Genomic DNA, 23,307 nt, shown 5'->3' with positions numbered 1-23,307 from the left:
GGGTGACCCGGCCCAGGGGTCCCGGCCCGGGACAGCGGCCCGAGTGCCCGCCGCCCGGGCCCGGGGTGCCGGTCCGCCCCCCGCGCCCCGGGGGCACCGGCGCCGCACTCGGGCACCCGGACCGCCCGCCCCCGCCCGGCGCCGGCCCGCGCACTCCGCCGGGACCCCGCCCCGAGCACCCGGGACCCCCGTCCCGACCACCCGATCCCAGAGGACACCACACCCGAGAACAGCAGATCCCCGATCCCCAGCAGATCCCCGAGAACAGCAGATCCCCAGCCTCCCGATCCCCCATCCCCGAACCCCTGGGACCGCCACCCATGACCACCACTGACACGTACACCGGCGGGGACGTCCGTCTCACCGGGATCAGCAAGTCGTACGGCTCCTTCACCGCCGTCCAGCCGCTCGACCTGACCGTGCCGCAGGGCTCCTTCTTCGCCCTGCTCGGCGCCTCCGGCTGCGGCAAGACCACCACCCTGCGCATGATCGCCGGGCTGGAGGACCCCACCACCGGGACCGTCCACCTCGGCGACCGGGACGTCACCGATCTGCCGCCCTACAAGCGGCCGGTCAACACCGTCTTCCAGTCGTACGCGCTCTTCCCGCACCTGGACATCTTCGAGAACATCGCCTTCGGCCTCCGCCGGCGCGGCCTCAAGTCGGTGAAGAAGCAGGTCGGGGAGATGCTGGAGCTGGTCCAGCTCGGGGACAAGGCCCGGCACCGGCCGCACCAGCTCTCCGGCGGCCAGCAGCAGCGCGTCGCCGTCGCCCGCGCGCTCATCAACCACCCCCAGGTCCTGCTGCTCGACGAGCCGCTGGGCGCCCTCGACCTCAAGCTCCGCCGCCAGATGCAGCTGGAGCTCAAGCGCATCCAGACGGAGGTCGGCATCACCTTCGTCCATGTCACCCACGACCAGGAGGAGGCCATGACCATGGCCGACACGGTCGCGGTGATGAACGGCGGCCGGGTCGAGCAACTGGGCGCCCCCGCCGAGCTGTACGAGCACCCGCGCACCACCTTCGTCGCCAACTTCCTCGGCACCTCCAACCTGATCCCGGCCGAGGTGGCCGGGACCGGCAGCGAGGTCGTGGTCACCGCCGGCGGCGGCAAGCTGCGGCTGCCCGGGGAGCGATGTCCGGCGGGGGCGCGCCCCGGCGGGAGACTGCTGGTCGGCATCCGCCCGGAGAAGATCACGCTCAGCCACGCCGACGACGCCGGTGCCGTCCCCGACGGCCGCAACCGGATCACCGGGCGGATCACCGACAGCTCCTTCATCGGCGTCTCCACCCAGTACACGGTGGACGGCCCGGCCGGTACCGGCCTCCAGGTCTACGAGCAGAACATCGAGCGCGACCCCCGGCTGGTCCCCGGCGCCGAGGTGGTCCTGCACTGGAACCCGGCCCACACCTTCGGCCTCGACGCCGACCAGGACATCGCGGCGGGCACCGAGCAGGAGACGGCGGCGGGCGCGGGGTCGGGCGCCGGACCCGGCGCCGCGACGGGCCCCGGGCGGAACACCGCGGGCCCCGGGCAGGACATCGCGGGTGCCGAGCGGGCGGAGGACTCGCCGTGACCCTCCTCGCCGAGAAGTCCCCGGCGGCCGAGCCCGCCCCGCCCCGCCGGGCGCCCGCCCGCAGGCGACTGGTCCCCTACTGGCTGCTGCTCCCCGGCATCCTGTGGCTGCTGGTCTTCTTCGCGCTGCCGCTGGTCTACCAGGCGTCCACCTCGGTGCAGACCGGCTCCCTGGAGCAGGGCTTCCGGGTCACCTGGCACTTCGCCACCTACTGGGACGCCTTCACCGAGTACTGGCCGCAATTCGTCCGCTCGCTGCTCTACGCCGGGACGGCGACCCTGCTCTGTCTGCTGCTCGGCTACCCGCTGGCGTATCTCATCGCCTTCCGGGCCGGGCGCTGGCGCAACCTCATCCTGGTGCTGGTCATCGCGCCCTTCTTCACCAGCTTCCTGATCAGGACGCTGGCCTGGAAGACGATCCTCGCCGACGATTCCGCCGTGGTCGCCGCGCTGGACGCGCTGAAGGTGCTGGACGTCACCAACTGGCTGGGGCTGACCGAGGGCGACCGGGTGCTGGCCACCCCGCTGGCGGTGGTGTGCGGACTGACGTACAACTTCCTGCCGTTCATGATCCTGCCGCTCTACACCTCGCTGGAGCGGATCGACGGCCGGCTGCACGAGGCGGCGCGGGACCTCTACGCCTCGCCCGCCACCACCTTCCGCAAGGTGACCTTCCCGCTCTCCCTGCCGGGCGTGGTCTCCGGGACGCTGCTCACCTTCATCCCGGCCAGCGGCGACTACGTCAACGCCGAACTGCTCGGCTCGACCGACACCAAGATGATCGGCAATGTCATCCAGTCGCAGTTCCTGCGGGTGCTGGACTACCCGACGGCCGCCGCCCTCTCCTTCATCCTGATGGCGATCGTGCTGGCCATGGTCACCGTCTACATCCGCCGGGCCGGAACGGAGGACTTGGTCTGATGAACCCGAGGAATGCGACGGGCCCGAAGGATCCGAACGATCCGAAGGATCCGAAGAGCCCGGGGAAGCCGGCGGGCCTGCTGGGCGCCGCGGTGCGCCGGCTCCGCCGCGACCTGGTCGTCCTCGCGGGCCTGCTGACGCTCGCGTACCTGATCCTGCCCAATGTCGTGGTGATGGTCTTCTCGTTCAACAAGCCGAACGGGCGCTTCAACTACTCCTGGCAGCGGTTCTCCACCGACGCCTGGCAGGACCCGTGCGGGGTCGCCGATCTGTGCGGCTCGCTCGGCCTCTCGCTCCAGATCGCCGCCTGGGCGACCGTGGGCGCCACCGTGCTCGGCACGATGATCGCCTTCGCCCTGGTCCGCTACCGCTTCCGGGCGCGCGGCGCGATCAACTCGCTGATCTTCCTGCCGATGGCGATGCCCGAGGTGGTCATGGCCGCCTCGCTGCTCACCCTCTTCCTCAACATGGGCGCGCGGCTGGGCTTCTGGACGGTGCTCATCGCCCACATCATGTTCTGCCTCAGCTTTGTCGTCACCGCCGTCAAGGCCCGGGTGATGTCCATGGATCCCCGGCTGGAGGAGGCCGCCCGGGACCTCTACGCGGGACCGGTGCAGACCTTCCTCCGGGTCACCCTGCCGATCGCCGCCCCCGGCATCGCGGCGGGCGCGCTGCTCGCCTTCGCGCTCTCCTTCGACGACTTCATCATCACCAACTTCAACGCGGGCTCCACCGTGACCTTCCCCATGTTCGTCTGGGGCTCGGCACAACGCGGTACGCCCGTGCAGATCAACGTCATCGGTACGGCGATGTTCGTCCTCGCCGTGCTGGTGGTCGTCGCCGGCCAGCTCGTGGCCGCCCGGCGAAAGCGCACCGCCGCGACCCGGTAGACACACCGGTTCTCCCCCTAAGGAGTTGGAAGCCATGGCCCCAGCCGCCATGCGTAGTGCCGCCGAATCCCTCTCGGACGCCCAGCCCGTCCCCTTCTGGCTGGAAGACCCCGGCAAGCCCGGAGCACTGCCCGCCCTCACCGGCACCGACCACTGCGACCTGCTGGTCGTCGGCGGCGGCTACAGCGGACTGTGGACCGCGCTGCTCGCCAAGGAACGCGACCCCGGGCGGGACGTCGTCCTCATCGAGGGCCGGGAGGCGGGCTGGGCCGCCTCCGGCCGCAACGGCGGCTTCTGCGCCGCCTCCCTCACCCACGGCCTCGGCAACGGGCTGGGCCGCTGGCCGGACGAGATGTCCACCCTGGAGCGGCTGGGCACCGCCAATCTGGACGCCATCGAGGCGGCCGTCGAGCGGTACGGCATGGACTGCGACTTCGAGCGCACCGGCGAGATCGACGTGGCCACCGAGCCGCACCAGCTGGCGGAGCTGGAGGAGCTGTACGAGGCGGCCGGTCGGCTCGGCCTCACCGACGGCCTGGAGCTGCTGGACCGGGACGCGGTCCGCGCCGAGGTGGCCTCCCCGACCTTCCTCGGCGGGCTCTGGGACCGGCGCGGGGTCGCCATGCTCAACCCGGCCCGGCTCGCCTGGGGCCTCAAGCGGGCCTGCCAGGAGCTGGGCGTCCGGATGTACGAGAACACCCGGGCCGAGGAACTCGTCCGCTCCGGCGGCGGGATGGCCGTGCGCACTCCGTACGGGCGGGTGCTCGCCCGGCAGGTCGCGCTCGGCACCAATGTCTTCCCGTCGCTGGTCAAGCGGCTGCGCCACTACACCGTCCCGGTCTACGACTACGCCCTGATGACCGAGCCGCTCACCGACGAGCAGCTCGCCTCCGTCGGCTGGCGGAACCGGCAGGGCATGGGCGACAGCGCCAACCAGTTCCACTACTTCCGGCTCTCCGCCGACAACCGGATCCTCTGGGGCGGGTACGACGCGATCTACCGGTTCGGCGGCCGGGTCACCGCCGAGCTGGACCAGCGCCCGGAGACGTACCTCACCCTGGCCGAGCACTTCTTCCGCTGCTTCCCGCAGCTGGCCGGTGTCCGGTTCAGCCACGCCTGGGGCGGCGCCATCGACACGTGCTCCCGCTTCTCCGCCTTCTTCGGCACGGCCCACGGCGGCCGGGTCGCCTACGCGGCCGGCTACACCGGTCTCGGCGTCGGGGCCACCCGGTTCGGCGCCGATGTGATGCTGGACCTGCTGGCGGGGGAGCGGACCGAGCGGACCTCGCTCGCCATGGTGCGCTCCAAGCCGCTGCCGTTCCCGCCGGAGCCGATCGCCTGGGCGGGCATCGGGATCACCAAGTGGTCGCTGGCCCGTGCCGACGCCAACGGCGGCCGGCGCAATCTGTGGCTGCGGGCGATGGACCGCTTCGGACTGGGCTTCGACAGCTGATCCGACGGGCCCTCCCCGCGGAGGCGGGGGCGCGCGGGAGGGCGCCTGACTCCGGGGAACCGGGAGCGGGTGCGCGTGCGCCCCGCCGTGCGCCCCTGTGATCCCTCTTCACCACTTCATGCTGGGCCAACTCGCGTAATGAGACCGGTCATCGCCGCTCTTCCGTGTGAGCGCACTGCCGCAAGGGGCAGTCACAGACGGACACGGAGGCAATCGACAATGACTGGTTCGGACGCCAGGGCCGCACTGGAGTGGCTGGCGTCGGTGGCACCCGACCCCGGTGTCTGCCGGTGGGAGTGGGAGCGCGATCCGCGGGGGGTCGCGCTTCTGCCCGCCGGCCGGCGCTGGGACGTACTGATCATGCCGGGGGAGCTGGGCCGGGCGACGCTCGACGTGCTGACCCGGCTCACCGACCGGCCGGGCCCGGTACTGGCCGGCACCGCGTCGGCCCGGCTCGGCTTCTTCGTACCGCCGGGTACCGCCGGGCGCTGGCTGGGCACCGGGATAAGGACCGCCGGGGACGGCAGCTGGATCGCCGTTCCGCACCCCCGCCGCCGGATCGGCGCCGCCCGCTGGCTGGTGGCCCCGGACGGCAGCGGCACGCTCAGTGACCCGGTGCTGCTGGAGCTCGCCGTGCACGAGGCCGCCGCCCGGTTACGCGACCGGGGGCGCCCGTGATGGACTGACGGCCCGGTTCGCCGGGGCACCGGCGCCGGTCCGCCCACCGGCGCCGGTGCCGGTCCGGTCCGTCCGGTCCGTTCGGTCCGTTCGGCCGGCCCGCTGCCGGTGGTCGGGCGGCCACCACCAGGACCGCCGTGCCCAGACAGAGGCTGCCCAGCACGTCGAGCGGCCAGTGGTAGCCGCGCAGCACCAGACAGGCGCCGGTGGCGGCGGTGAGCAGGGCGGCGACCGGGAGCAGCCGGCGGTGCGTCAGGGCCGCCGCGCAGCCGTAGGCGACCAGGGCGGTCATGGTGTGCCCGGAGGGGAAGTAGCCGATCGCGTCGGTGAGCGGCCCCGGCCGGGCGGTCAGCGCCTTGAGCGGGACCACCAGCGCCGGTACGAGAGCCATGGCGAGCGCCGCGTACAGCGCCGCCCGCCGCCGGCCGCGCCGTACCGCGTGCACCAGGGCGGCGGCGAGCACCGGCAGGGCGACCGGGACCGAGCCCAGATCGGCGCCGAGTTCGGTGAGCCAGGAGGGACCGCGCCCGGCCAGCGCGGCGGAGACCCGCTCGTCCAGCCGGGCCGCCGGGCCATGGGTCATGACCTGCCAGGTGATCACGGCGAAGAGCGCGAGAGCCGTCAGCACGGCCGTGAGCGGGCGGAACGCGAGAAGGGCCGGCCGTCCCGGAACAGGGGGGGTGGTTCCGGGACGGCCGGCCGGATCGGTGCACCGCGCGCCCCGGGGGGTCTGGGGCGGGCAGCCGTCCGATCGCTGAGGAGAACCGGAGCCGGAGGCTCCGGAAGCGCCCCGCGGGGCACGACCGGAACGGTGCCGGGGAAGCCCCGTTCCGGCGCCGCCCGGGATGGCTCGCGAGCGGCTGTTTTCTCTCACCTGCCGAAACGGTACGGCAGAGAACGGGGGGACCGACAGCCGGATCTCCATCCCGCCATCGGCCCCCCACAGCTTCTTCACACCCCGTGACCTCGCGGGCCCGCCGGTGACACCGGGTCAGTGCGGAGTCCGGCTCACCCGCCTCCGGACGCCGTACGGCCCGGCGCCCGTACGGCCCCGGGCGGCCCCGGGCTCCCGGGCGGGACGACGGTCCCGGAGCGGCGCCGGTACGGCCGTACCGGCACCGGCGTCCGGCCGTACCGACCGGCGGTGGGCGCCGGTACGGCCGTACCGGCGGCGGGGTCAGAGCGCGGCGAGCGCCGACTCGATGACGTCCAGGCCCTCGTCGAGCAGGTCCTCACCGATGACCAGCGGCGGCAGGAAGCGCAGGACGTTGCCGTAGGTGCCGCAGGTGAGGACGAGCACGCCCTCGGCGTGGCAGGCCTTGGCGAGCGCGCCGGCGGCCTCCGGGTTCGGCTCCTTGGTCGCCGGGTCCTTGACCAGCTCGATGGCGATCATGGCGCCGCGGCCCCGGATGTCACCGATGATGTCGTGCTTCTCCTGCATGGCGGCGAGGCGGCCCTTCATGACCTCCTCGATGCGCTTGGCCTTGCCGTTGAGGTCGAGCTCCTTCATGGTCTCGATGGCGCCGAGCGCGCCGGCGCAGGCCACCGGGTTGCCGCCGTAGGTACCGCCCAGACCGCCGCCGTGCACCGCGTCCATGATCTCGGCGCGGCCGGTGACGGCGGCGAGCGGCAGACCGCCCGCGATGCCCTTGGCGGTGGTGATCAGGTCCGGGACGATGCCCTCGTCCTCGCAGGCGAACCACTGGCCGGTGCGGCAGAAGCCGGACTGGATCTCGTCCGCGACGAAGACGATCCCGTTGTCCTTGGCGAACTGGCTGACGGCCGGGAGGAAGCCCTTGGCCGGCTCGATGAAGCCGCCCTCACCGAGCACCGGCTCGATGATGATCGCGGCGACGTTCTCGGCGCCGATCTGCTTGGAGATCTGGTCGATGGCCTGGGCGGCGGCCTCCGGGCCGCAGTTCTCCGGGCCGGTCGGCCAGCGGTAGCCGTACGCCACCGGCACCCGGTAGACCTCGGGCGCGAACGGACCGAAGCCGTGCTTGTACGGCATGTTCTTGGCGGTCAGCGCCATGGTCAGGTTGGTCCGGCCGTGGTAGCCGTGGTCGAAGACGACGACCGCCTGGCGCTTGGTGTACGAGCGCGCGATCTTGACGGCGTTCTCCACCGCCTCGGCGCCGCTGTTGAAGAGCGCCGACTTCTTGGCGTGGTCGCCCGGGGTCAGCTCGGCCAGCGCCTCGCAGACCTCCACGTACCCCTCGTACGGGGTGACCATGAAACAGGTGTGGGTGAAGTCGGCGAGCTGGGCGGAGGCCCGGCGCACCACGGCCTCGGCGGAGGCGCCGACCGAGGTGACGGCGATGCCGGAGCCGAAGTCGATGAGGCGGTTGCCGTCGACGTCCTCGATGACGCCGCCGCCCGCGCGGGCCGTGAAGACCGGCAGCACGGAGCCCACGCCACCGGCCACGGTGGCGGTGCGGCGGGCCTGAAGCTCCTGCGACTTCGGGCCGGGGATGGCGGTGACGACGCGGCGCTCCTGCGGGATTTCGGTCATGCGGGGCTCCTGGGGGTGTTACGGACGCTCATTGCTTGTTGTTCGCAGGCTAGGCGCGCGGGCCGGAAGCGGGCATGCGCCGTTCGGGAGTGGTGGGAGCCGGGCCGTTGTCCGCCACGGACATAGGCGGGCCGGAGGCGGGGCGGGGAGGGCAGCCCGGTCGGCCCCGGGCGGGCGCGCGGGCGGCCCCGGGCACAGGCGGGCCGGTGGTGGGCCAAGCGGGGCGGGGAGGGCAGCCCGGCGGGGGCCCGTGCCGGGCGAGGCCGGGGTCCTGCGCCGGGCCGTCCCCGGGCGGGCGCGCGGGCAGCCCCGGGGAACGGGCGCGCGGGCGGCGCCGGAAGCGGGCGCCCGGCACGTCGTGATGTCGTCGCAGCGGAAACGGACGCGCGGGCACCCCCGTCGCCGGGGGCGGGGCACTAGATTGACCGGAGCACAGACGCGCACGTCCTGGCTGTCAGGGGGCAGGGGTTTCATGGAGACCGACGGTACGTACGACGCAGGGGGCGCCCGGCTGAGGCAGCCTCCGCCGCCGCGCCCGGCCGTTCCGCCGCCGCCCCGGCACGCGCCCGCCCCGGCCGGCGGGGACACCGCCTCCTGGCTGCGGGTGCCCCGGCCGCCCGCCGAGCCCGGGGTGTGGCGGTTCGGCCACCGGCCCCGGCCCCGGGAGGAGCCCGACCCGGTGCCCGCCCGGCGGCTCTTCGTGGGCGCGGTGATCTCCCTGCTGAGCGGCTGGCTGCTCTGGTCCCTCCTCTGGAACAACTACCTCGGCCACTACTGGCTCTGGCCGCTGCTCGCCTTCACCCCCGACTCCTGGCGCCGGGACCCGGAGACCTGGCGGAACGCCAGCTATGTCTACTACGCCCTGGTCGGCGGCGGACTGCTGGTCTTCTTCGCCCGGATCGGGCACATCCCGGAGATCTGGCGCCGGTACGCCACGCCCCGCGAGGGCACCGCCCCGCCCCCGCCGCCGCCCCCCGGCGCCGACCCGGCCGACTGGCCCGAGCTGCGGGACGCCGGGCTCCCGGACGCCGCCGCCCGGCTCGCCGAGGCCACCCGGGCAGGCGCGCTGCGGGACGTGGACCACGCCCGGATCACCCGCGCCTGGCAGGGCGTACGCACCCGGCCGGCCCGGCTCGCCGCCTTCACCGAGGCGGTACGGGCGCACGGCGCCGCCGCCTGCGGGCACCCCTCCGGCGCCCGGGACCTGCCGGTGCGCAGCGCCACCCACGACCTGGTCACCGGCCAGGTGTGGATCGGCACCGTCACCGACAGCCCCCGCAACCCGTACCCCCGGCGCACCACCGGACTGGCCCTGGAACCGGAGCTGCTCGGCACCTCGCTGCTGGCGGTCGGCCCGGCCGGCTCCGGCAAGACGGTCCGGCTCACCCGCCCGGTCACCGAGGCGCTCTGCCTCCAGGCACTGGCCAACCGCGCCGCCGTGGTCGCCGTCACCGCCCAGGGCACCGCGCTCGCCCCGGACGCCGCCTTCGACGTGGTGGTCTCGGTCGGCCGCCCCGACTCCAGCCACGACCTGGACCTCTACGGCGGCACCGACGACCCCGACGAGGCCGCCCGCCCGCTGGCCGAGGCGCTGGTCGGAGACCTGGTGCCGGACACCCGGCGGGCCGCCACCGCGCTGGCCCAGCTGATCGGTCCCCACCGGGCCGCGTACGGCCGCTTCCCCGCCGTCCCCGAGCTGCGCGAACTGCTGGACGGCGACCCCGGCGCGCTCGCCCGGCTCCGGGCGGCCGTCGCCGCCGACCCTGCCCAGCTGCGGGAGCTGGACGCCCGGCGGCGCCAGGCCGAGCGCGGCGACGACATCGGGGTGCTGCTCTCGGAACGGATCGCCACCCTGGACCGGCCGGCCCTGGCCCGGTTCTTCCGCCCGGACGGTCGGGCGCCCCGGTTCTCCCCGCACGCCCTGGAACACCCGCTGCGGGTCCGGGTCGACCTGCCCGAGCGCGGCCACGCCGAGGCGTCCCGGATCGTGGCCCGGCTGCTGCTGGCCCAGTTCACCGAGGCGGCACTCGCCCGGGGCGACCGCTCGCTCTTCGCCTGCCTGGTGCTGGACGACGCCACCAGTACGGTCACCGCCGAGGCCGTCCGGGCCGTCCGCCGGCTGCGCTCGGCCAACGCGGGCGTCGTACTGGCGCTGCGCACCCTGGAGGACGTCCCCGAGCCGCTGCGCGGACCGCTGCTCGGCGCGGTCGGCTGCCGGGTCGCCTTCGCGGGCCTCGCCCCCTGGGACGGCGGCCACTTCGCGGAGACCTGGGGCACCGAGTGGGTGCAGACCCGGGACGTCACCAACCGGCAGATCATCTCCGACGAGCCGCTCACCAAGGCGCTCCACCTGATGCGCCGCCTGGTCACCGGCAAGGCGGCGACCGCCGAGGCGGTGACCGTCCGCGAGGTCGAGCGCCAGCGCTGGTCCGCCTCCGACCTGGCCCACGCCCTCCCCCCCGGCCACGCCGTCCTCTCCCTCAGCACCGTCCGAGGCGACCACACCCCCCCGCTCCTGGTGGACCTGCGGGGGTAGGGCCCCCGCTTCGGCGGGGCCGACGAGGCTGCGCCGGGCGGCAGGCCCGGTTGGCGGTCCACCCCCGCCGTCGCGGGGCCGACCCCTGGCGAACGTCTGGGTCATCGCCCCGATCGGGACACCCCCACATCCGCGGGGCCGACGGGATCGGGGCCTCCGCCACTACGGGCGGCAGGGGAACACCCCCGCGCATCGCGGGGCCGACATGCCCGACATCGTCCAGTACATCGTCACCGGGGGAGCACCCCCGCAACCGCAGGGACCGGCGACACCCCGTACGCGCCCCGTGTCCACGAGGACGGACCACCCCCGCGTGCGCGGGGCCGACGAGGGGCTTTGGCGGCGCGTCAAGCTGCTGCCTGGAACACCCCCGCCCGTGCGGGGCCGACCCGACGCTGTACTTCAGCGCGGACATGTCCGCCGGAATACCCCCGCCTGCGCGGGGCCGACGCCGGGCGGCGCGGCCGGGGCGGGCTCCGGGAGGGAACACCCCCGCGAGCGCGGGGCCGACCTGTCCGCCCACTACGGCGTCCCGGTCCCGGACGGAACACCCCCGCCCGCGCGGGGCCGACGCGCTCCGGCCGACGGCCTTCACCCCCACGGCCGGAACACCCCCGCAAGCGCGAGGCCGACGCCGACACCGCCTGGTCCAACTGGATCAAGTCGGGACCACCCCCGCAAGCGCGGGGCCGACTCGGCCTTGCTGTAGTCCCGCCACTCCAGGTCGGGACCACCCCCGCAAGCGCGGGGCCGACACTTCGTGAGCTGGGGTGATGGTAGCAACGGGCCCCGTTTTCATTCGCCTGTTCTCCGGGTCGGCCCCGTGAGCGGGCGGTTGCCCGGTCGGCCCAAGGGGAGGGCCGCCCGGTGCGCCCCGCCCTCGACCGGGTACCGGTTGGGGTGCGGGAGTGGGACGTGCTGGCAGACTTGGGGGGCGTCGTTCATACGGGACGGCGAAAAACCCGCTCCCGAAGGTCCGCCGGTCCCATGCCGCCCACGCTCGCCTCGCTCGTCCAGCACTCGGCGCTGAAGCTCGTCGTCCGCGCCGGGGAGGACCGGCTCGGCACGCCCGTCCGGTGGGCGCACGCCAGTGAGCTGGCCGACCCGGTGCCGTACATGGAGGGCGGCGAGCTGCTGCTCATCACCGGTCTGACGCTGGACGCCGAGGATCCGGAGGCGGTGGGCCGGTACGTCCGGCGGCTGGCGGACGCCGGGGTGGCCGGGCTGGGCTTCGGGGTGGGCGTCCACTACGAGGAGGTCCCGGCGGCGCTGCTCGCGGCGGCCCGCGCCGAGGGCATGCCGCTGCTTGAGGTGCCCCGGCCGACCGCCTTCCTGGCGATCGCCAAGGCGGTCTCGGCGGCCATCGCGGCCGACCAGTACCGGGCGGTCACCGCCGGGTTCGAGGCGCAGCGGGAGCTGACCCGGGCAGCCCTCGGGGAGGGCCCGGACGCGGTGGTCGCCCGGCTCGCGGCGCAGGTCAAGGGCTGGGCGGCGCTCTATGACGCCTCCGGGGCGGTGGTGGCCGCCGCCCCGCCGTGGGCGACCCGGCGGGCCACCCGGCTCACCCCGGACGTGCGGCGGCTGCGGGACCGGGCCGCCCCGGCCAGCGCGGTCACCGCCGGTACCGAGGACCGGGTGGAGCTCCAGTCGCTGGGCACCGGCCGGCGGGTGCGCGGGGCGCTGGCGGTCGGTACCGGGTCCGCGCTGGGCACGGCCGAGCGGTACGCCGTGCACTCGGCCGTCGCCCTGCTGACCCTCACCACCGAGCGGTCCCGCTCGCTCGCCGCCGCCGAACAGCGGCTGGGCGCCGCGGTGCTGCGGCTGCTGCTCTCCGGCCTGCCCGACCACGCCCGGACGGTCGCCGGCGACCTGTACGACCGGCTGCTGGACGCCCCGTTCCGGCTGCTGATCGCGGAGCCGGCCGGCGACCGGGACCCGGCGGCCGGCCCCCCGCTCGGGGTGCTGGCGGAGTCCCTGGAGGCGGCCGCCGCCCACGCGGGCGAGGCGGTGCTGACCGTGCCCGAGGGGGACGAGCGGCTGGTGGTGCTGGCGGCGGACGGCGGCGCGGTGGCCGGTGCCTGCGAGGGGTACGCCGCCCAGCAGGCGGACGAGGCCGGGCTGGCGATCGGCCTCTCCGCGCCGGCCGGGCCGATAGCGGCGGCCGGCGCGTACAAGCAGGCCGAACAGGCGCTCTCGGTGGCCCGCCGCCGGGGCCGGGCGCTGGTGGAGCACGAGGAACTGGCGGCCGGTTCGGTGCTGCCGCTCCTCGCCGACGACGCGGTACGGGCCTTCGCCGACGGGCTGCTGCGGGCGCTGCGGGAGCACGACGCCACCGGCCGGGGCGATCTGGTCGCCTCGCTGCGGGCCTGGCTCTCCCGGCACGGCCAGTGGGACGCGGCCGCCGCCGATCTGGGCGTCCACCGCCACACCCTGCGCTACCGGATGCGGCGGGTGGAGGAGATCCTGGGCCGTTCGCTGGACGACCCGGACGTCCGGATGGAGCTCTGGCTGGCGCTCAAGACGACCGGCGAGGCCACCGGCGGCTGACGGCCGGGCCCCGGCGGGCCGCACGGCCGACGCCGTACCTTTGCCGGAACCGCAAGAAGAATTGGCACCGGCCCCCCGCCCGGCACACCATCGGCCCCATGACGACCGACGCGCCGAATCCGGCGAACTCCTCTTCGTACGACGCCGATTACTGGGACGAGCGGTACGCCGGACGCGACCGCGTATGGAGCGGCAGGCCCAACGCGACCCTGGTCGCCGAGATCACCGGCCTCACCCCGGGCCACGCCCTGGACCTCGGCTGCGGCGAGGGCGGCGACGCCCTCTGGCTGGCCCGGCAGGGCTGGCGGGTGACGGCCGCCGACATCTCCGGGGTGGCGCTGGAGCGCGGGGCCCGGCAGGCGGCGGAAGAGGGCCTGGCCGACCTGATCGAGTGGCAGCGCCACGACCTCGCCGTCTCGTTCCCGGAGGGCCGGTACGACCTGGTGACCTCCGGCTTTCTGCACTCCCCGGGCGAGGGCATGCCCCGGGAGCGGATCCTGCGGGACGCCGTCGCGGCGGTGGCGCCCGGCGGCACCTTGCTGGTGATGGGCCACGCCGGTCCGCCGCCGTGGGACCCGGACGGCTACCCGGGCGTCAGCCTGCCGATGGCGGACGAGGTCCTCGCCGGGCTAAGCCTGCCGCCGGGGGAGTGGGAGGTGGTGCGCTGCGAGGAGTACGAGCGGAGCCAGACCGCCCCCGACGGCCGCGAGTGCACCCGGCTGGACAACGTGGTGCGGGTCCGGCGCCGCCCGGCGGAGTGACGGTCAGTCCAGCTCGCCGTTCCAGCGGGGGCCGTCCGGGCGGAACCGGTCGGGCGGGAAGGCCGCCTCGATCCGTCCGCCGGCCGCCGTGGGCGGCAGCGAGAGGGCGTACGCCCCGACCGCCGTCCGCCCCGGCGCGAGACTGTCGACGATCACCTTTGTCCGCCCGGTGCCGTCGACGATCAGCTCCGCCTCGGCTCCGCCGCCGGACGTGACCGAGGGCCAGCCCATCTTCGCCACCTCCACCGCCGCGGGACCGGTGTTGACCATGGTGACCTTCATCAGCACCGCCCGGTTGCCCTTGCGGTGGCCGAAGACGAGGCCGTCTCCCGGGTCGTACGGCTCCGGGGCGGAGACCGTCACCCGCAGGCCGTTGTCGTAGGTGAAGGTGTCACCGAACGCCAGGTTCCTGGCCGCTTCGGCGGCGGCCGAGGCGGAGGCCGACGCCCGGGCCTCCGCCGCGCGCTCAGTCCGTTCCTTGTCGGCCTTGTCGGCCTTGTCGGCCCGGGCCTCGGCCTCCCGGACCTTGTCGGCCACCGTGGTGAAGGTCAGCACCCCGCCGCCAGCCGACATCAGCAGTCCGACGACGCCCAGGACGGCACCGGTGATCGCCACGGCCCGGTTGGTGGCCCGGCCCCCGCGGGCGAGGACCATGCCGATGATCCCGAAGATCAGGGCCAGCAGGGCGGGCAGCCAGGAGAGCCAGAAGAGCACGACCAGCATCCCGAGAACGACGCCGATCACGCCCAGGGTCAGCGCGGCGGTGCCCAGCCCGTTCTGCGGCTTCGGCGGCACGGGCCCGGCCGGGGTGCCGTGACCCCGGGCCGGGGTGGCCGGCACGGGCGGACCGAAGGTGCCCGGGGCGCCGCCCGGAGTGCCTGGCCCGGCCGGATCGCCCGGAGCACCCGGGGTGCCCGGCGGGTGAGGTGCCGTCCCGGCGGGCTCGGCGGACGGTCCGTCCGGGGCGGGGGCGTCCCAGGGCGACGGGGCGTCGGACGGCGGGGGCAGGGGCATGCGCGACCTCGGGATCGGGGAAATCGGGGGAACAGAGGAGCTCGGCGGCACGGAAGGGGGGAGCAGCGTCGGATGAGCTGATCGTCCGGAGAGACGTGTGAGGTTACCAACCAGTCACTCCCGGCTCGACCGGATTGATCACCAGATGCCGTCCTCGCCCCCCGCCGACCGCCCGCTGCCGACCAACCTCCGGGGGCGCCGCCCTCGGGTCTTCCTCGCCCTCCACCGGCCTTTCGCCGCCCTCCACCGACCTTCTGCGCCCTCTGCCGGCCCTTCGCCGCCCTCTGCCGGCCGTTCACCGCCCCCTGCCGACCTTCTGCGGCCCTCTCGGCCGTTCACCGCTTGTCGTGTCTCTCGCGCACCGCGTGAAGGTGGCTCGTTCTGCCCGGACGCGGGCAAAGTCTTTGCCCCTGCCGAGTGATCTCCGCCAGTCTCGCGTCCATGACAACGTCCTCGCCCCCTCCGTCCCCTCGGCCCCCAGCGAGTGCCCCGGCTCTCGCGGCGCCCCCGGCCGGTCCGGCGCCCGGCCCCGCGCCTTCCGCACCGCTCGCGCCCTCCGCGCCGCCCGGCCGCCGGGGGACCGGCCGGGCGGTCTGGGCGGCGCTGGCGGTCGTGTACCTGGTCTGGGGCTCCACCTATCTGGGCATCCGGGTGGTCGTCGAGACCATGCCGCCGTTCCTCTCCGCCGCCGCGCGCTTCCTGGTCGCCGGGGCGCTGCTCGCCGCCCTGGTCCGGTGGCGGACGGGCCCGGCGGCACTGCGGGTCGGCCGGCGCGAACTCGGCTCCGCCGCGCTGGTCGGGCTTCTGCTGCTGCTCGGCGGCAACGCCATGGTCGTGGTCGCCGAGCGGTCCGTGCCCTCCGGGCTCGCCGCGCTGCTGGTCGCCGTCGTCCCGGCCTGGGTGGTGCTGCTCCGCCGGGTCACCGGCGACCGGCCGGGTCCCGGTGCCCTGGCGGGGGTGCTGCTCGGGCTCGCCGGGCTCGGGGTGCTCACCCTGCCGGGGCTCGGCGGCGAGATACGGATCGGCGCGGTGCTCACCGTGGTCGCGGGCACCGTCATGTGGGCGGTGGGCTCGTTCACGTCCGGGCGGCTGCCGATGCCGGCCAACCCCTTCGCGGCCAGCGCGTACGAGATGCTCGCCGGCGGCCTCGGCTGCCTGGTGGCCGGCCTGGTCGCGGGGGAGTGGCGCGGCCTCGACGTCTCCGCCTGGTCCGCCCGCTCCTGGACGGCCCTGGGCTATCTGGTCGTCTTCGGCTCGCTGGTCGCCTTCACCGCCTACGCCTGGCTCCTCCAGCGCGCCCCGCTCGGGCTGGTGGCGACCTACGCGTACGTCAACCCGGTCGTCGCCGTCGCCCTCGGTGTCCTGCTGCTGGGCGAGGAGCTGACCGGGCCGGTCCTGCTGGGCGGCGCGATCGTGCTGGCCGGGGTCTGTCTGATCGTCAGTACGGAACGCGGACGCTGACGCGAGCGGGTGAACCGGTCCGGCGCCGGAGCCGTAGCCGGGGAGAGCCGGTCGGCCGTCCGGCGAGGGGGAACCGTTCCGCCGCCCGGCCGGGGAGAAACCGGTCCGCCACCGGGCCGTCCGGGCGGCCCGGCCGGGCCCCTGCTCCGTGGCCGACGATGGCCCCCTGCTCCGTAACGGAAGGGGCGGGTCCCGGACCACTCCATCGCGGACAAACCACCGGCACCGCCCCCGGCCCTACGGTGGCAAGCGCAAGAACCCACCACCGCACAGCCTCGAAAGGGCCGGGATTACGCGATGACCGTCACCGCCTTCTGGCTCGCCGGCCGCCAGGCCACCGGCGAGACCTCCTTCGACGTCACCTCCCCCTGGGACGGCCGCACGGTCGGCAGCGTCAGCGTGCCCACCGACGAGCAGGTCGAAGAGGCCGTGGCCGCCGCGCACGCCGTCCTGGACGAGTTCGCCGCCACCCCGGCGCACGTCAGGGCCGCCGCCCTGGACCATGTCGTCAAGCGCCTCACCGAGCGCACCGAGGAGATCGCCCAGCTGATCTCCGCCGAGAACGGCAAGCCCATCAAGTGGGCGCGCGGCGAGGTCGGCCGGGCCGTCTCGGTCTTCCGGTTCGCCGCCGAGGAGGCCCGCCGGTTCAACGGCGGCGAGGCCCAGCGCCTGGACACCGATGGCGGCGGCCAGGGCCGGCTGGCGCTGACCCGCCGCTTCCCCAAGGGCGTCGTGCTGGGCATCGCCCCGTTCAACTTCCCGCTGAACCTCTGCGCCCACAAGGTCGCCCCGGCCATCGCCGCCGGTGTCCCGATCATCCTCAAGCCCGCCCCGGCCACCCCGCTCTCCGGGCTGATCCTCGGTGAGCTGCTGGCCGAGACCGAGCTGCCGGCCGGGTCCTGGTCGGTGCTGCCGGTCGCCAACGACAAGATGCCCGCCCTGGTCCAGGACGAGCGGCTGCCGGTCATCTCCTTCACCGGCTCCGAGCAGGTCGGCTACGCGATCATGGAGTCGGTGCCGCACAAGCACTGCACCCTGGAGCTGGGCGGCAACGGCGCGGCCGTGGTGCTCGGCGACTGGGCCTCCGACGAGGACCTGGACTGGGCCGCCACCCGGATCGCCACCTTCTCCAACTACCAGGGCGGCCAGTCCTGCATCTCGGTGCAGCGGGTGGTCGCGGACGCCGCCGTCTACGACCGGCTGCTGCCGAAGATCGTCGCCGCCGTGGAGGCGCAGGTCACCGGTGACCCCTCCGACCCGGCCACCGAGGTCGGCCCGCTGGTCAGCGAGGACGCCGCCAAGCGGGTGGAGTCCTGGGTGGACGAGGCCGTCGAGGCCGGCGCCACTCTGCGCACCGGCGGCAAGCGGGAGGGCGCGAGCTACGCCCCCACCGTCCTCACCGACCTGCCGGACTCCGTCACCCTCGCCACCGAGGAGGTCTTCGGACCGGTCCTCTCGGTCGCCCGGGTGGAGGGCGAGGCGGCGGCGTTCGCGGCCGTCAACGCCTCCAAGTACGGCCTCCAGGCGGGCGTCTTCACCCATGACCTCCAGACCGCCTTCCGCGCCCACCGGGCCCTGGAGGTCGGCGGCGTGATCATCGGCGACGTCCCCTCCTACCGCGCCGACCAGATGCCGTACGGCGGCGCCAAGCGGTCCGGCACCGGCCGCGAGGGCGTCCGCTGGGCGATGGACGACTACACCTACGAGCGGGTCCTCGTCCTCACCGGACTGGCCCTCTAGCGCACGCCCGTAGGCGGCGCGGACCCGTACGGCGGCGCGGACCCGTACGGCGGTGCTCGCCGGTACGGCGGTACAACCCGTACGGCGGCGCTCGCCCGTACGACGAACAGCGCACGCCCGTACGGCGGAACTCCGGTTCCCCGTACGGCGGAACCGGCGGCCGGAACCCACTGTGCGGGGGTTCCGGCCGTTCGCCGTGCGCTCCGCCGGGCCCTTTTCGCGCCCCGCGCCGCCGGGTATGAGGCTCGCGTAGTACCGGCCGGTAGGACCGCCGGCCGGACGGCCCCGAATCCGCGGCGAGGTGAGCTCCACATGTCCGCTCCCCACCCCCGTCCCGAGACGTCACCGCACCGGCCCAAGGTCTCCGAGCGCGAGGCGCGCCGGGTCGCCGAGGACGCCCGCGAGCAGGACTGGCGCAAGCCGAGCTTCGCCAAGGAACTGTTCCTGGGGCGCTTCCGGCTCGACCTGATCCACCCGCACCCGCTGCCGGGCGGCGAGGAGGCCCGGCGCGGCGAGGAGTTCCTCGCCAAGCTGCGGGACTTCCTGGAGACCGAGGTCGACGGGGCCCTGATCGAGCGGGAGGCCAGGATCCCGGACGCCGTGATCGACGGCATCAAGGAACTCGGCGCGCTCGGGATGAAGATCGACACCAAGTACGGCGGGCTCGGTCTCAGCCAGGTCTACTACAACAAGGCGCTGGCACTGGCCGGTTCGGTCAGCCCGGCGCTCGGCGCGCTGCTCTCCGCCCATCAGTCGATCGGCGTGCCGCAGCCGCTGAAGATCTTCGGCACCGAGGAGCAGAAGGAGACCTTTCTGCCGCGGCTCGCCCGGACCGACATCTCCGCCTTCCTGCTCACCGAACCGGACGTCGGCTCCGACCCGGCCCGCCTCGCCACCACCGCCGTCCCGGACGGCGACGACTACGTCCTGGACGGCGTGAAGCTGTGGACCACCAACGGCGTGGTCGCGGATCTCCTCGTCGTCATGGCCCGGGTGCCGAGGTCCGAGGGGCACAAGGGCGGCATCACCGCCTTCGTGGTGGAGGCGGGCTCGCCCGGGATCACCGTGGAGAACCGCAATGCCTTCATGGGGCTGCGCGGACTGGAGAACGGCGTCACCCGCTTCCACCAGGTCCGGGTCCCGGCCGCTCACCGGATCGGCCCCGAGGGCGCCGGACTGAAGATCGCGCTCACCACCCTCAACACCGGCCGGCTCTCGCTTCCCGCCATGTGCGCGGGCGCCGGCAAGTGGTGCCTGAAGATCGCCCGCGAGTGGTCCGCCGCCCGGGAGCAGTGGGGCAAGCCGGTCGCCCGGCACGAGGCCGTCGGCGCCAAGATCTCCTTCATCGCGGCCACCACCTTCGCCCTGGAGGCGGTGCTCGACCTCTCCAGCCAGCTGGCCGACGAGGACCGCAACGACATCCGGATCGAGGCCGCCCTGGCCAAGCTGTACGGCTCCGAGATGGCCTGGCTGATCGCGGACGAACTGGTCCAGATCCGGGGCGGCCGGGGCTACGAGACCGCCGACTCGCTCGCCGCCCGGGGCGAGCGGGCCGTCCCCGCCGAACAACTGCTGCGCGATCTGCGGATCAACCGGATCTTCGAGGGCTCGACCGAGATCATGCACCTGCTGATCGCCCGGGAGGCGGTCGACGCCCATCTGGCCGTGGCCGGGGACATCATCGACCCGGAGAAGTCCCTGGGCGACAAGGCGCGGGCGGGCGCCCAGGCCGGTGTCTTCTACGCCAAGTGGCTGCCCAAGCTGGTCGCCGGACCCGGCCAGCTCCCCGGCGCCTACGGCGACTTCCACCCGGCCGGCCATGTGGACCTCTCCGGCCATCTGCGGTACGCCGAGCGGACCTCCCGCAAGCTGGCCCGCTCGACCTTCTACGCCATGTCCCGCTGGCAGGGCCGGCTGGAGACCAAGCAGGGCTTCCTGGGCCGGATCGTGGACATCGGCGCCGAGCTGTTCGCGATGAGCGCCGCCTGTGTCCGGGCCGAGATGCTCCGGAAGACCGAGCCGCACGGCCGGGAGGCGTACCAGCTGGCCGACGCCTTCTGCCGGCAGTCCCGGCTGCGGATCGAGGAACTGTTCGGACGGCTCTGGGCCAACACCGACGACCTGGATGCCACGGTGGTGAAGGGGGTGCTCTCGGGGACGTACGCCTGGCTGGAGGAGGGCATCCTCGACCCCAGCGGGGACGGCCCCTGGATCGCCGACGCCACCCCGGGCCCGTCCGCCAGGGAGAACGTGCACCGCCCGATCCACTGACCGGCGGCCCTCCCCGCCGGGGGCCGGGGCGCCGTCGTGCGGCCCAGGCCCGTACCAGGTTCCCGGCGCCGGGCCCGGGTCTCCCGGCCCCGGGCCTCGTGCCCCGGGCCCGGGCAGGACTCGGGCCTCGGCCGGGGCTCCGGTCCCGCACCCCGGCCCGGGGCGGCCGCCGGTCCTCGGCCGCGGGCACCCGCGCCGCCCGGCCCCGTCTCGTACGGCGCAGCCGTCCCCTCGGTGCCGTACCGCCCCGTTCAAGGGGCACCGGGGTCGGGGGGCGGCGGGGGATGCGGCAAGAATGGGGGGCATGAGCGACAGCCCAGCCCCCCTCGCCGATCCGCACATCGCCTTCGACACCTCCGAAGGCCGCCGGGACATCGTGATCCTCGGGTCCACCGGATCCATCGGCACCCAGGCCATCGACCTGGTGGAGCGCAACCCCGACCGGTTCCGCGTCACCGCGCTCTCCGCCGCCGGCGGCCGGCCCGGTCTGCTGGCCGCCCAGGCCCGCCGGCTCGGGGTGCGGGCGGTCGCGGTGGCCCGGGAGGACGCGGTGCCCGCGCTGCGGGAGGCGCTGGCGGAGGCGTACGGCTCCGAGCCCCGGCCCGAGATCCTGGCCGGCCCGGACGCCGCCACCGAGCTGGCCGCCTCGCCCTGCCACACGGTGCTCAACGGCATCACCGGCTCCATCGGCCTGGCGCCGACCCTCGCCGCCCTGGAGGCGGGCCGCACCCTGGCCCTCGCCAACAAGGAGTCGCTGATCGTCGGCGGCCCGCTGGTGAAGGCGCTCGCCCGGCCGGGCCAGATCATCCCGGTCGACTCCGAGCACGCCGCGCTCTTCCAGGCGCTCCGCGCCGGCACCCGCGCCGATGTCCGGAAGCTGGTCGTCACCGCGTCCGGCGGGCCGTTCCGGGGCCGTACCCGGGCCGAGCTGGCCGAGGTCACCCGGGAGGACGCGCTCGCCCACCCCACCTGGGCGATGGGCCCGGTCATCACGGTGAACAGCGCCACCCTGGTCAACAAGGGCCTGGAGGTCATCGAGGCCCATCTGCTCTACGACATCCCGTTCGACCGCATCGAGGTCGTCGTCCACCCCCAGTCGTACGTCCACTCCATGGTGGAGTTCACCGACGGCTCCACGCTCGCCCAGGCCACCCCGCCGGACATGCGCGGCCCCATCGCCATCGGCCTCGGCTGGCCCCACCGGGTGCCGGACGCCGCCCCCGCCTTCGACTGGTCCACCGCCTCCACCTGGGAGTTCTTCCCGCTGGACGACGAGGCCTTCCCGTCGGTCGAGCTCGCCCGGCACGTCGGGCAGCTCGGCGGCACCGCCCCGGCGGTCTTCAACGCGGCCAATGAGGAGTGCGTCGAGGCGTTCCTCTCCGGACGGCTGCCGTTCACGGGCATCATGGAGACCGTCACGGCCGTCGTCGGCGAACTCGCCGCACCCGCCGGGGGAACCCGGCTGACGGTGCCGGACGTCCTGGAAGCGGAGACCCGGGCACGCGCCCGGGCCCGGGAACTGGCAGCGAAGGCGACCGCGGAGGCGCGCGCATGACGATTCTGTTGACGGTCCTCGGCATCGCGCTGTTCGCGTTCGGGCTGCTGTTCTCCATCGCCTGGCACGAGCTCGGCCACCTCTCCACGGCCAAGCTGTTCGGCATCCGGGTGCCGCAGTACATGGTCGGCTTCGGCCCGACCATCTGGTCCCGGGTCAGGGGCGAGACCGAGTACGGCATCAAGGCCATCCCGGCCGGCGGCTACATCCGGATGATCGGCATGTTCCCGCCCGGCGAGGACGGACGCCTGGAGGCCCGGTCCACCTCGCCCTGGCGGGGCATGATCGAGGACGCCAGGTCGGCCGCCTTCGAGGAGCTGCGGCCGGGCGACGAGGACCGCCTCTTCTACACGCGCAAGCCGTGGAAGCGCGTCATCGTGATGTTCGCCGGACCGTTCATGAACCTGGTCCTCGCCGTCGCCATCTTCCTCGGGGTCGCGATGACCTACGGCTTCGCCACCCAGACCACCGAGGTGGCGGGCGTCCAGAAGTGCGTCATCGCCCAGAGCGAGAACCGCGACAACTGCGCCGCCGGCGACCCGGTCTCGCCCGCCCGGGCCGCCGGGCTGAAGGCCGGCGACCGGATCACCGCCTTCGACGGCCGGCCGGTCAAGGACTGGGCCACCCTCTCCGACCGCATCCGCGACACCATCGGCCCGGCCACCCTCACCGTCGTCCGCGACGGCAAGGAGCAGGTGCTGCACGCCACGCTCGCCAAGAACATGGTGGCCCGCAAGGACGCCGACGGCGAAGTGGTCCCCGGCAAGTTCGTCCCGGCCGGTTATCTGGGCTTCGCCGCGAAGACCGAGATCGTGCCGCTCTCCCTCGGCGCCTCGGTCGACCGGATGGGCGACATGATCCAGAACGGCGTGGAGTCGGTCATCGCCATTCCGCAGAAGGTCCCGGACCTGTGGAACGCCGCCTTCGGGGACGGCGAGCGCAAGGCCGACTCGCCGGTCGGCGTGGTCGGCGCGGCCCGGATCAGCGGTGAGGTGATGAACCTCGACCAGCCGACCACCAACCTGGTGGCGATGTTCCTGATGCTGCTGGCCGGCTTCAACCTCTCGCTCTTCCTCTTCAACATGCTGCCGCTGCTGCCGCTGGACGGCGGCCATATCGCCGGGGCGCTCTGGGAGTCCCTCCGGCGGAACATCGCCAAGGTCTTCCGCCGCCCCGACCCGGGTCCCTTCGACGTGGCCAAGCTCATGCCGGTCGCCTATGTGGTGGCGGGCCTGTTCATCGGGTTCACGCTGCTGGTGCTGGTCGCGGACATCGTGAACCCGGTCCGTATCACCTGATCCGCGCCCCGGGCCGTATCACCTGATACACACCGGGCGCCCTCCGGGCGGTCCCGGTGCCCCGGGGGCGTACGAGGACACCTCTCCCGGGCCG

At 74.4% G+C, this 23,307-nt stretch carries 15 protein-coding genes and 1 pseudogene; 13 read left to right on the top strand and 3 right to left on the bottom strand.

What is annotated here, in order from left to right; all coding sequences use genetic code 11:
• Window positions 1–320 precede the first annotated feature (320 nt).
• The 5 genes and pseudogenes from NX801_RS12865 to NX801_RS12845 all read left to right on the top strand — a co-directional run.
• Window positions 321–1,454, top strand: a pseudogene (locus NX801_RS12865) (ABC transporter ATP-binding protein); the annotation flags it as partial.
• Between the two features lie 119 nt (window positions 1,455–1,573).
• Window positions 1,574–2,497, top strand: a complete 924-nt coding sequence (locus NX801_RS12860; RefSeq protein WP_258787732.1) for an ABC transporter permease — start codon at window positions 1,574–1,576, stop codon at window positions 2,495–2,497.
• Entirely contained in the window at window positions 2,497–3,387 is an 891-nt protein-coding gene (locus NX801_RS12855; RefSeq protein ID WP_428986133.1) for an ABC transporter permease, read from the top strand. The genes NX801_RS12860 and NX801_RS12855 overlap by 1 nt, the downstream gene beginning before the upstream one ends.
• 34 nt (window positions 3,388–3,421) lie before the next feature.
• Entirely contained in the window at window positions 3,422–4,840 is a 1,419-nt protein-coding gene (locus NX801_RS12850; protein WP_258787730.1) for an NAD(P)/FAD-dependent oxidoreductase, read from the top strand.
• Window positions 4,841–5,059: 219 nt separating this feature from the next.
• Window positions 5,060–5,518, top strand: coding sequence for a hypothetical protein (locus tag NX801_RS12845; RefSeq protein WP_258787728.1), 459 nt, complete (start codon window positions 5,060–5,062; stop codon window positions 5,516–5,518).
• Here NX801_RS12845 and NX801_RS12840 read toward each other — a convergent pair.
• Both NX801_RS12840 and gabT read right to left on the bottom strand, forming a co-directional pair.
• On the bottom strand, window positions 5,445–6,146 hold the full coding sequence (locus NX801_RS12840) for a phosphatase PAP2 family protein (RefSeq protein WP_309505827.1): 702 nt from the start codon (window positions 6,144–6,146) through the stop codon (window positions 5,445–5,447). The genes NX801_RS12845 and NX801_RS12840 overlap by 74 nt on opposite strands.
• A gap of 549 nt (window positions 6,147–6,695) precedes the next feature.
• Window positions 6,696–8,030, bottom strand: coding sequence for a 4-aminobutyrate--2-oxoglutarate transaminase (gene gabT / locus NX801_RS12835; RefSeq protein ID WP_258787726.1), 1,335 nt, complete (start codon window positions 8,028–8,030; stop codon window positions 6,696–6,698).
• A 472-nt stretch (window positions 8,031–8,502) separates the two neighbouring features.
• Here gabT and NX801_RS12830 point away from each other — a divergent pair, with 472 nt between their 5' ends.
• The 3 genes from NX801_RS12830 (at window position 8,503) to NX801_RS12820 (ending at window position 13,874) form a co-directional block, all read left to right on the top strand.
• The gene (locus tag NX801_RS12830; protein WP_258787724.1) at window positions 8,503–10,566 is read left to right on the top strand and encodes an ATP-binding protein; all 2,064 of its coding nucleotides are present in this window, start codon (window positions 8,503–8,505) and stop codon (window positions 10,564–10,566) included.
• A gap of 987 nt (window positions 10,567–11,553) precedes the next feature.
• Window positions 11,554–13,113, top strand: coding sequence for a PucR family transcriptional regulator (locus NX801_RS12825; protein ID WP_258787722.1), 1,560 nt, complete (start codon window positions 11,554–11,556; stop codon window positions 13,111–13,113).
• A 98-nt stretch (window positions 13,114–13,211) separates the two neighbouring features.
• Window positions 13,212–13,874 carry an SAM-dependent methyltransferase gene (locus tag NX801_RS12820; protein ID WP_258787720.1) on the top strand — a complete coding sequence of 221 codons (663 nt, stop codon included), beginning with the start codon at window positions 13,212–13,214 and terminating at the stop codon, window positions 13,872–13,874.
• Window positions 13,875–13,877: 3 nt separating this feature from the next.
• Here the strand turns inward: NX801_RS12820 and NX801_RS12815 are convergent, their stop codons facing one another.
• A complete protein-coding gene (locus NX801_RS12815; RefSeq protein WP_258787718.1) occupies window positions 13,878–14,714 on the bottom strand; it encodes a DUF4190 domain-containing protein in 837 nt (278 codons plus the stop codon).
• Between the two features lie 786 nt (window positions 14,715–15,500).
• Here NX801_RS12815 and NX801_RS12810 point away from each other — a divergent pair.
• From NX801_RS12810 to NX801_RS12790, 5 genes are all read left to right on the top strand, one after another.
• Window positions 15,501–16,349 (top strand): EamA family transporter, encoded by an 849-nt coding sequence (locus NX801_RS12810; RefSeq protein ID WP_309505826.1) that lies wholly within the window; start codon window positions 15,501–15,503, stop codon window positions 16,347–16,349.
• Window positions 16,350–16,646: 297 nt separating this feature from the next.
• Window positions 16,647–18,089, top strand: a complete 1,443-nt coding sequence (locus tag NX801_RS12805) for an aldehyde dehydrogenase family protein (protein WP_258787716.1) — start codon at window positions 16,647–16,649, stop codon at window positions 18,087–18,089.
• 312 nt (window positions 18,090–18,401) lie between these two features.
• On the top strand, window positions 18,402–20,360 hold the full coding sequence (locus NX801_RS12800) for an acyl-CoA dehydrogenase family protein (protein WP_258787714.1): 1,959 nt from the start codon (window positions 18,402–18,404) through the stop codon (window positions 20,358–20,360).
• Window positions 20,361–20,664: 304 nt separating this feature from the next.
• Window positions 20,665–21,915 (top strand): 1-deoxy-D-xylulose-5-phosphate reductoisomerase, encoded by a 1,251-nt coding sequence (gene dxr / locus NX801_RS12795; protein WP_258787713.1) that lies wholly within the window; start codon window positions 20,665–20,667, stop codon window positions 21,913–21,915.
• Complete coding sequence (locus tag NX801_RS12790; RefSeq protein WP_258787711.1) at window positions 21,912–23,213, top strand: M50 family metallopeptidase; 1,302 nt, start codon at window positions 21,912–21,914, stop codon at window positions 23,211–23,213. The genes dxr and NX801_RS12790 overlap by 4 nt, the downstream gene beginning before the upstream one ends.
• Window positions 23,214–23,307: the final 94 nt, after the last annotated feature.

This window comes from Streptomyces pyxinae (assembly GCF_024756275.1).
GTDB classification, from domain to species: domain Bacteria; phylum Actinomycetota; class Actinomycetes; order Streptomycetales; family Streptomycetaceae; genus Streptomyces; species Streptomyces pyxinae.
The sequence above is the reverse complement of the archived record's forward strand: the minus strand, read 5'-3'. Positions and strand labels throughout refer to the sequence as shown.

Bases quoted from the DNA above. Each gene is read 5' to 3' on its own strand.
- NX801_RS12790 (WP_258787711.1), top strand. From the start codon at position 21,912: ATGACGATTCTGTTGACGGTCCTCGGCATCGCGCTGTTCGCGTTCGGG.
- NX801_RS12850 (WP_258787730.1), top strand. From the start codon at position 3,422: ATGGCCCCAGCCGCCATGCGTAGTGCCGCCGAATCCCTCTCGGACGCC.
- NX801_RS12805 (WP_258787716.1), top strand. From the start codon at position 16,647: ATGACCGTCACCGCCTTCTGGCTCGCCGGCCGCCAGGCCACCGGCGAG.
- NX801_RS12855 (WP_428986133.1), top strand. From the start codon at position 2,497: ATGAACCCGAGGAATGCGACGGGCCCGAAGGATCCGAACGATCCGAAG.
- NX801_RS12845 (WP_258787728.1), top strand. From the start codon at position 5,060: ATGACTGGTTCGGACGCCAGGGCCGCACTGGAGTGGCTGGCGTCGGTG.
- dxr (WP_258787713.1), top strand. From the start codon at position 20,665: ATGAGCGACAGCCCAGCCCCCCTCGCCGATCCGCACATCGCCTTCGAC.
- NX801_RS12825 (WP_258787722.1), top strand. From the start codon at position 11,554: ATGCCGCCCACGCTCGCCTCGCTCGTCCAGCACTCGGCGCTGAAGCTC.
- NX801_RS12820 (WP_258787720.1), top strand. From the start codon at position 13,212: ATGACGACCGACGCGCCGAATCCGGCGAACTCCTCTTCGTACGACGCC.
- NX801_RS12800 (WP_258787714.1), top strand. From the start codon at position 18,402: ATGTCCGCTCCCCACCCCCGTCCCGAGACGTCACCGCACCGGCCCAAG.
- NX801_RS12830 (WP_258787724.1), top strand. From the start codon at position 8,503: ATGGAGACCGACGGTACGTACGACGCAGGGGGCGCCCGGCTGAGGCAG.
- gabT (WP_258787726.1), bottom strand. From the start codon at position 8,030: ATGACCGAAATCCCGCAGGAGCGCCGCGTCGTCACCGCCATCCCCGGC.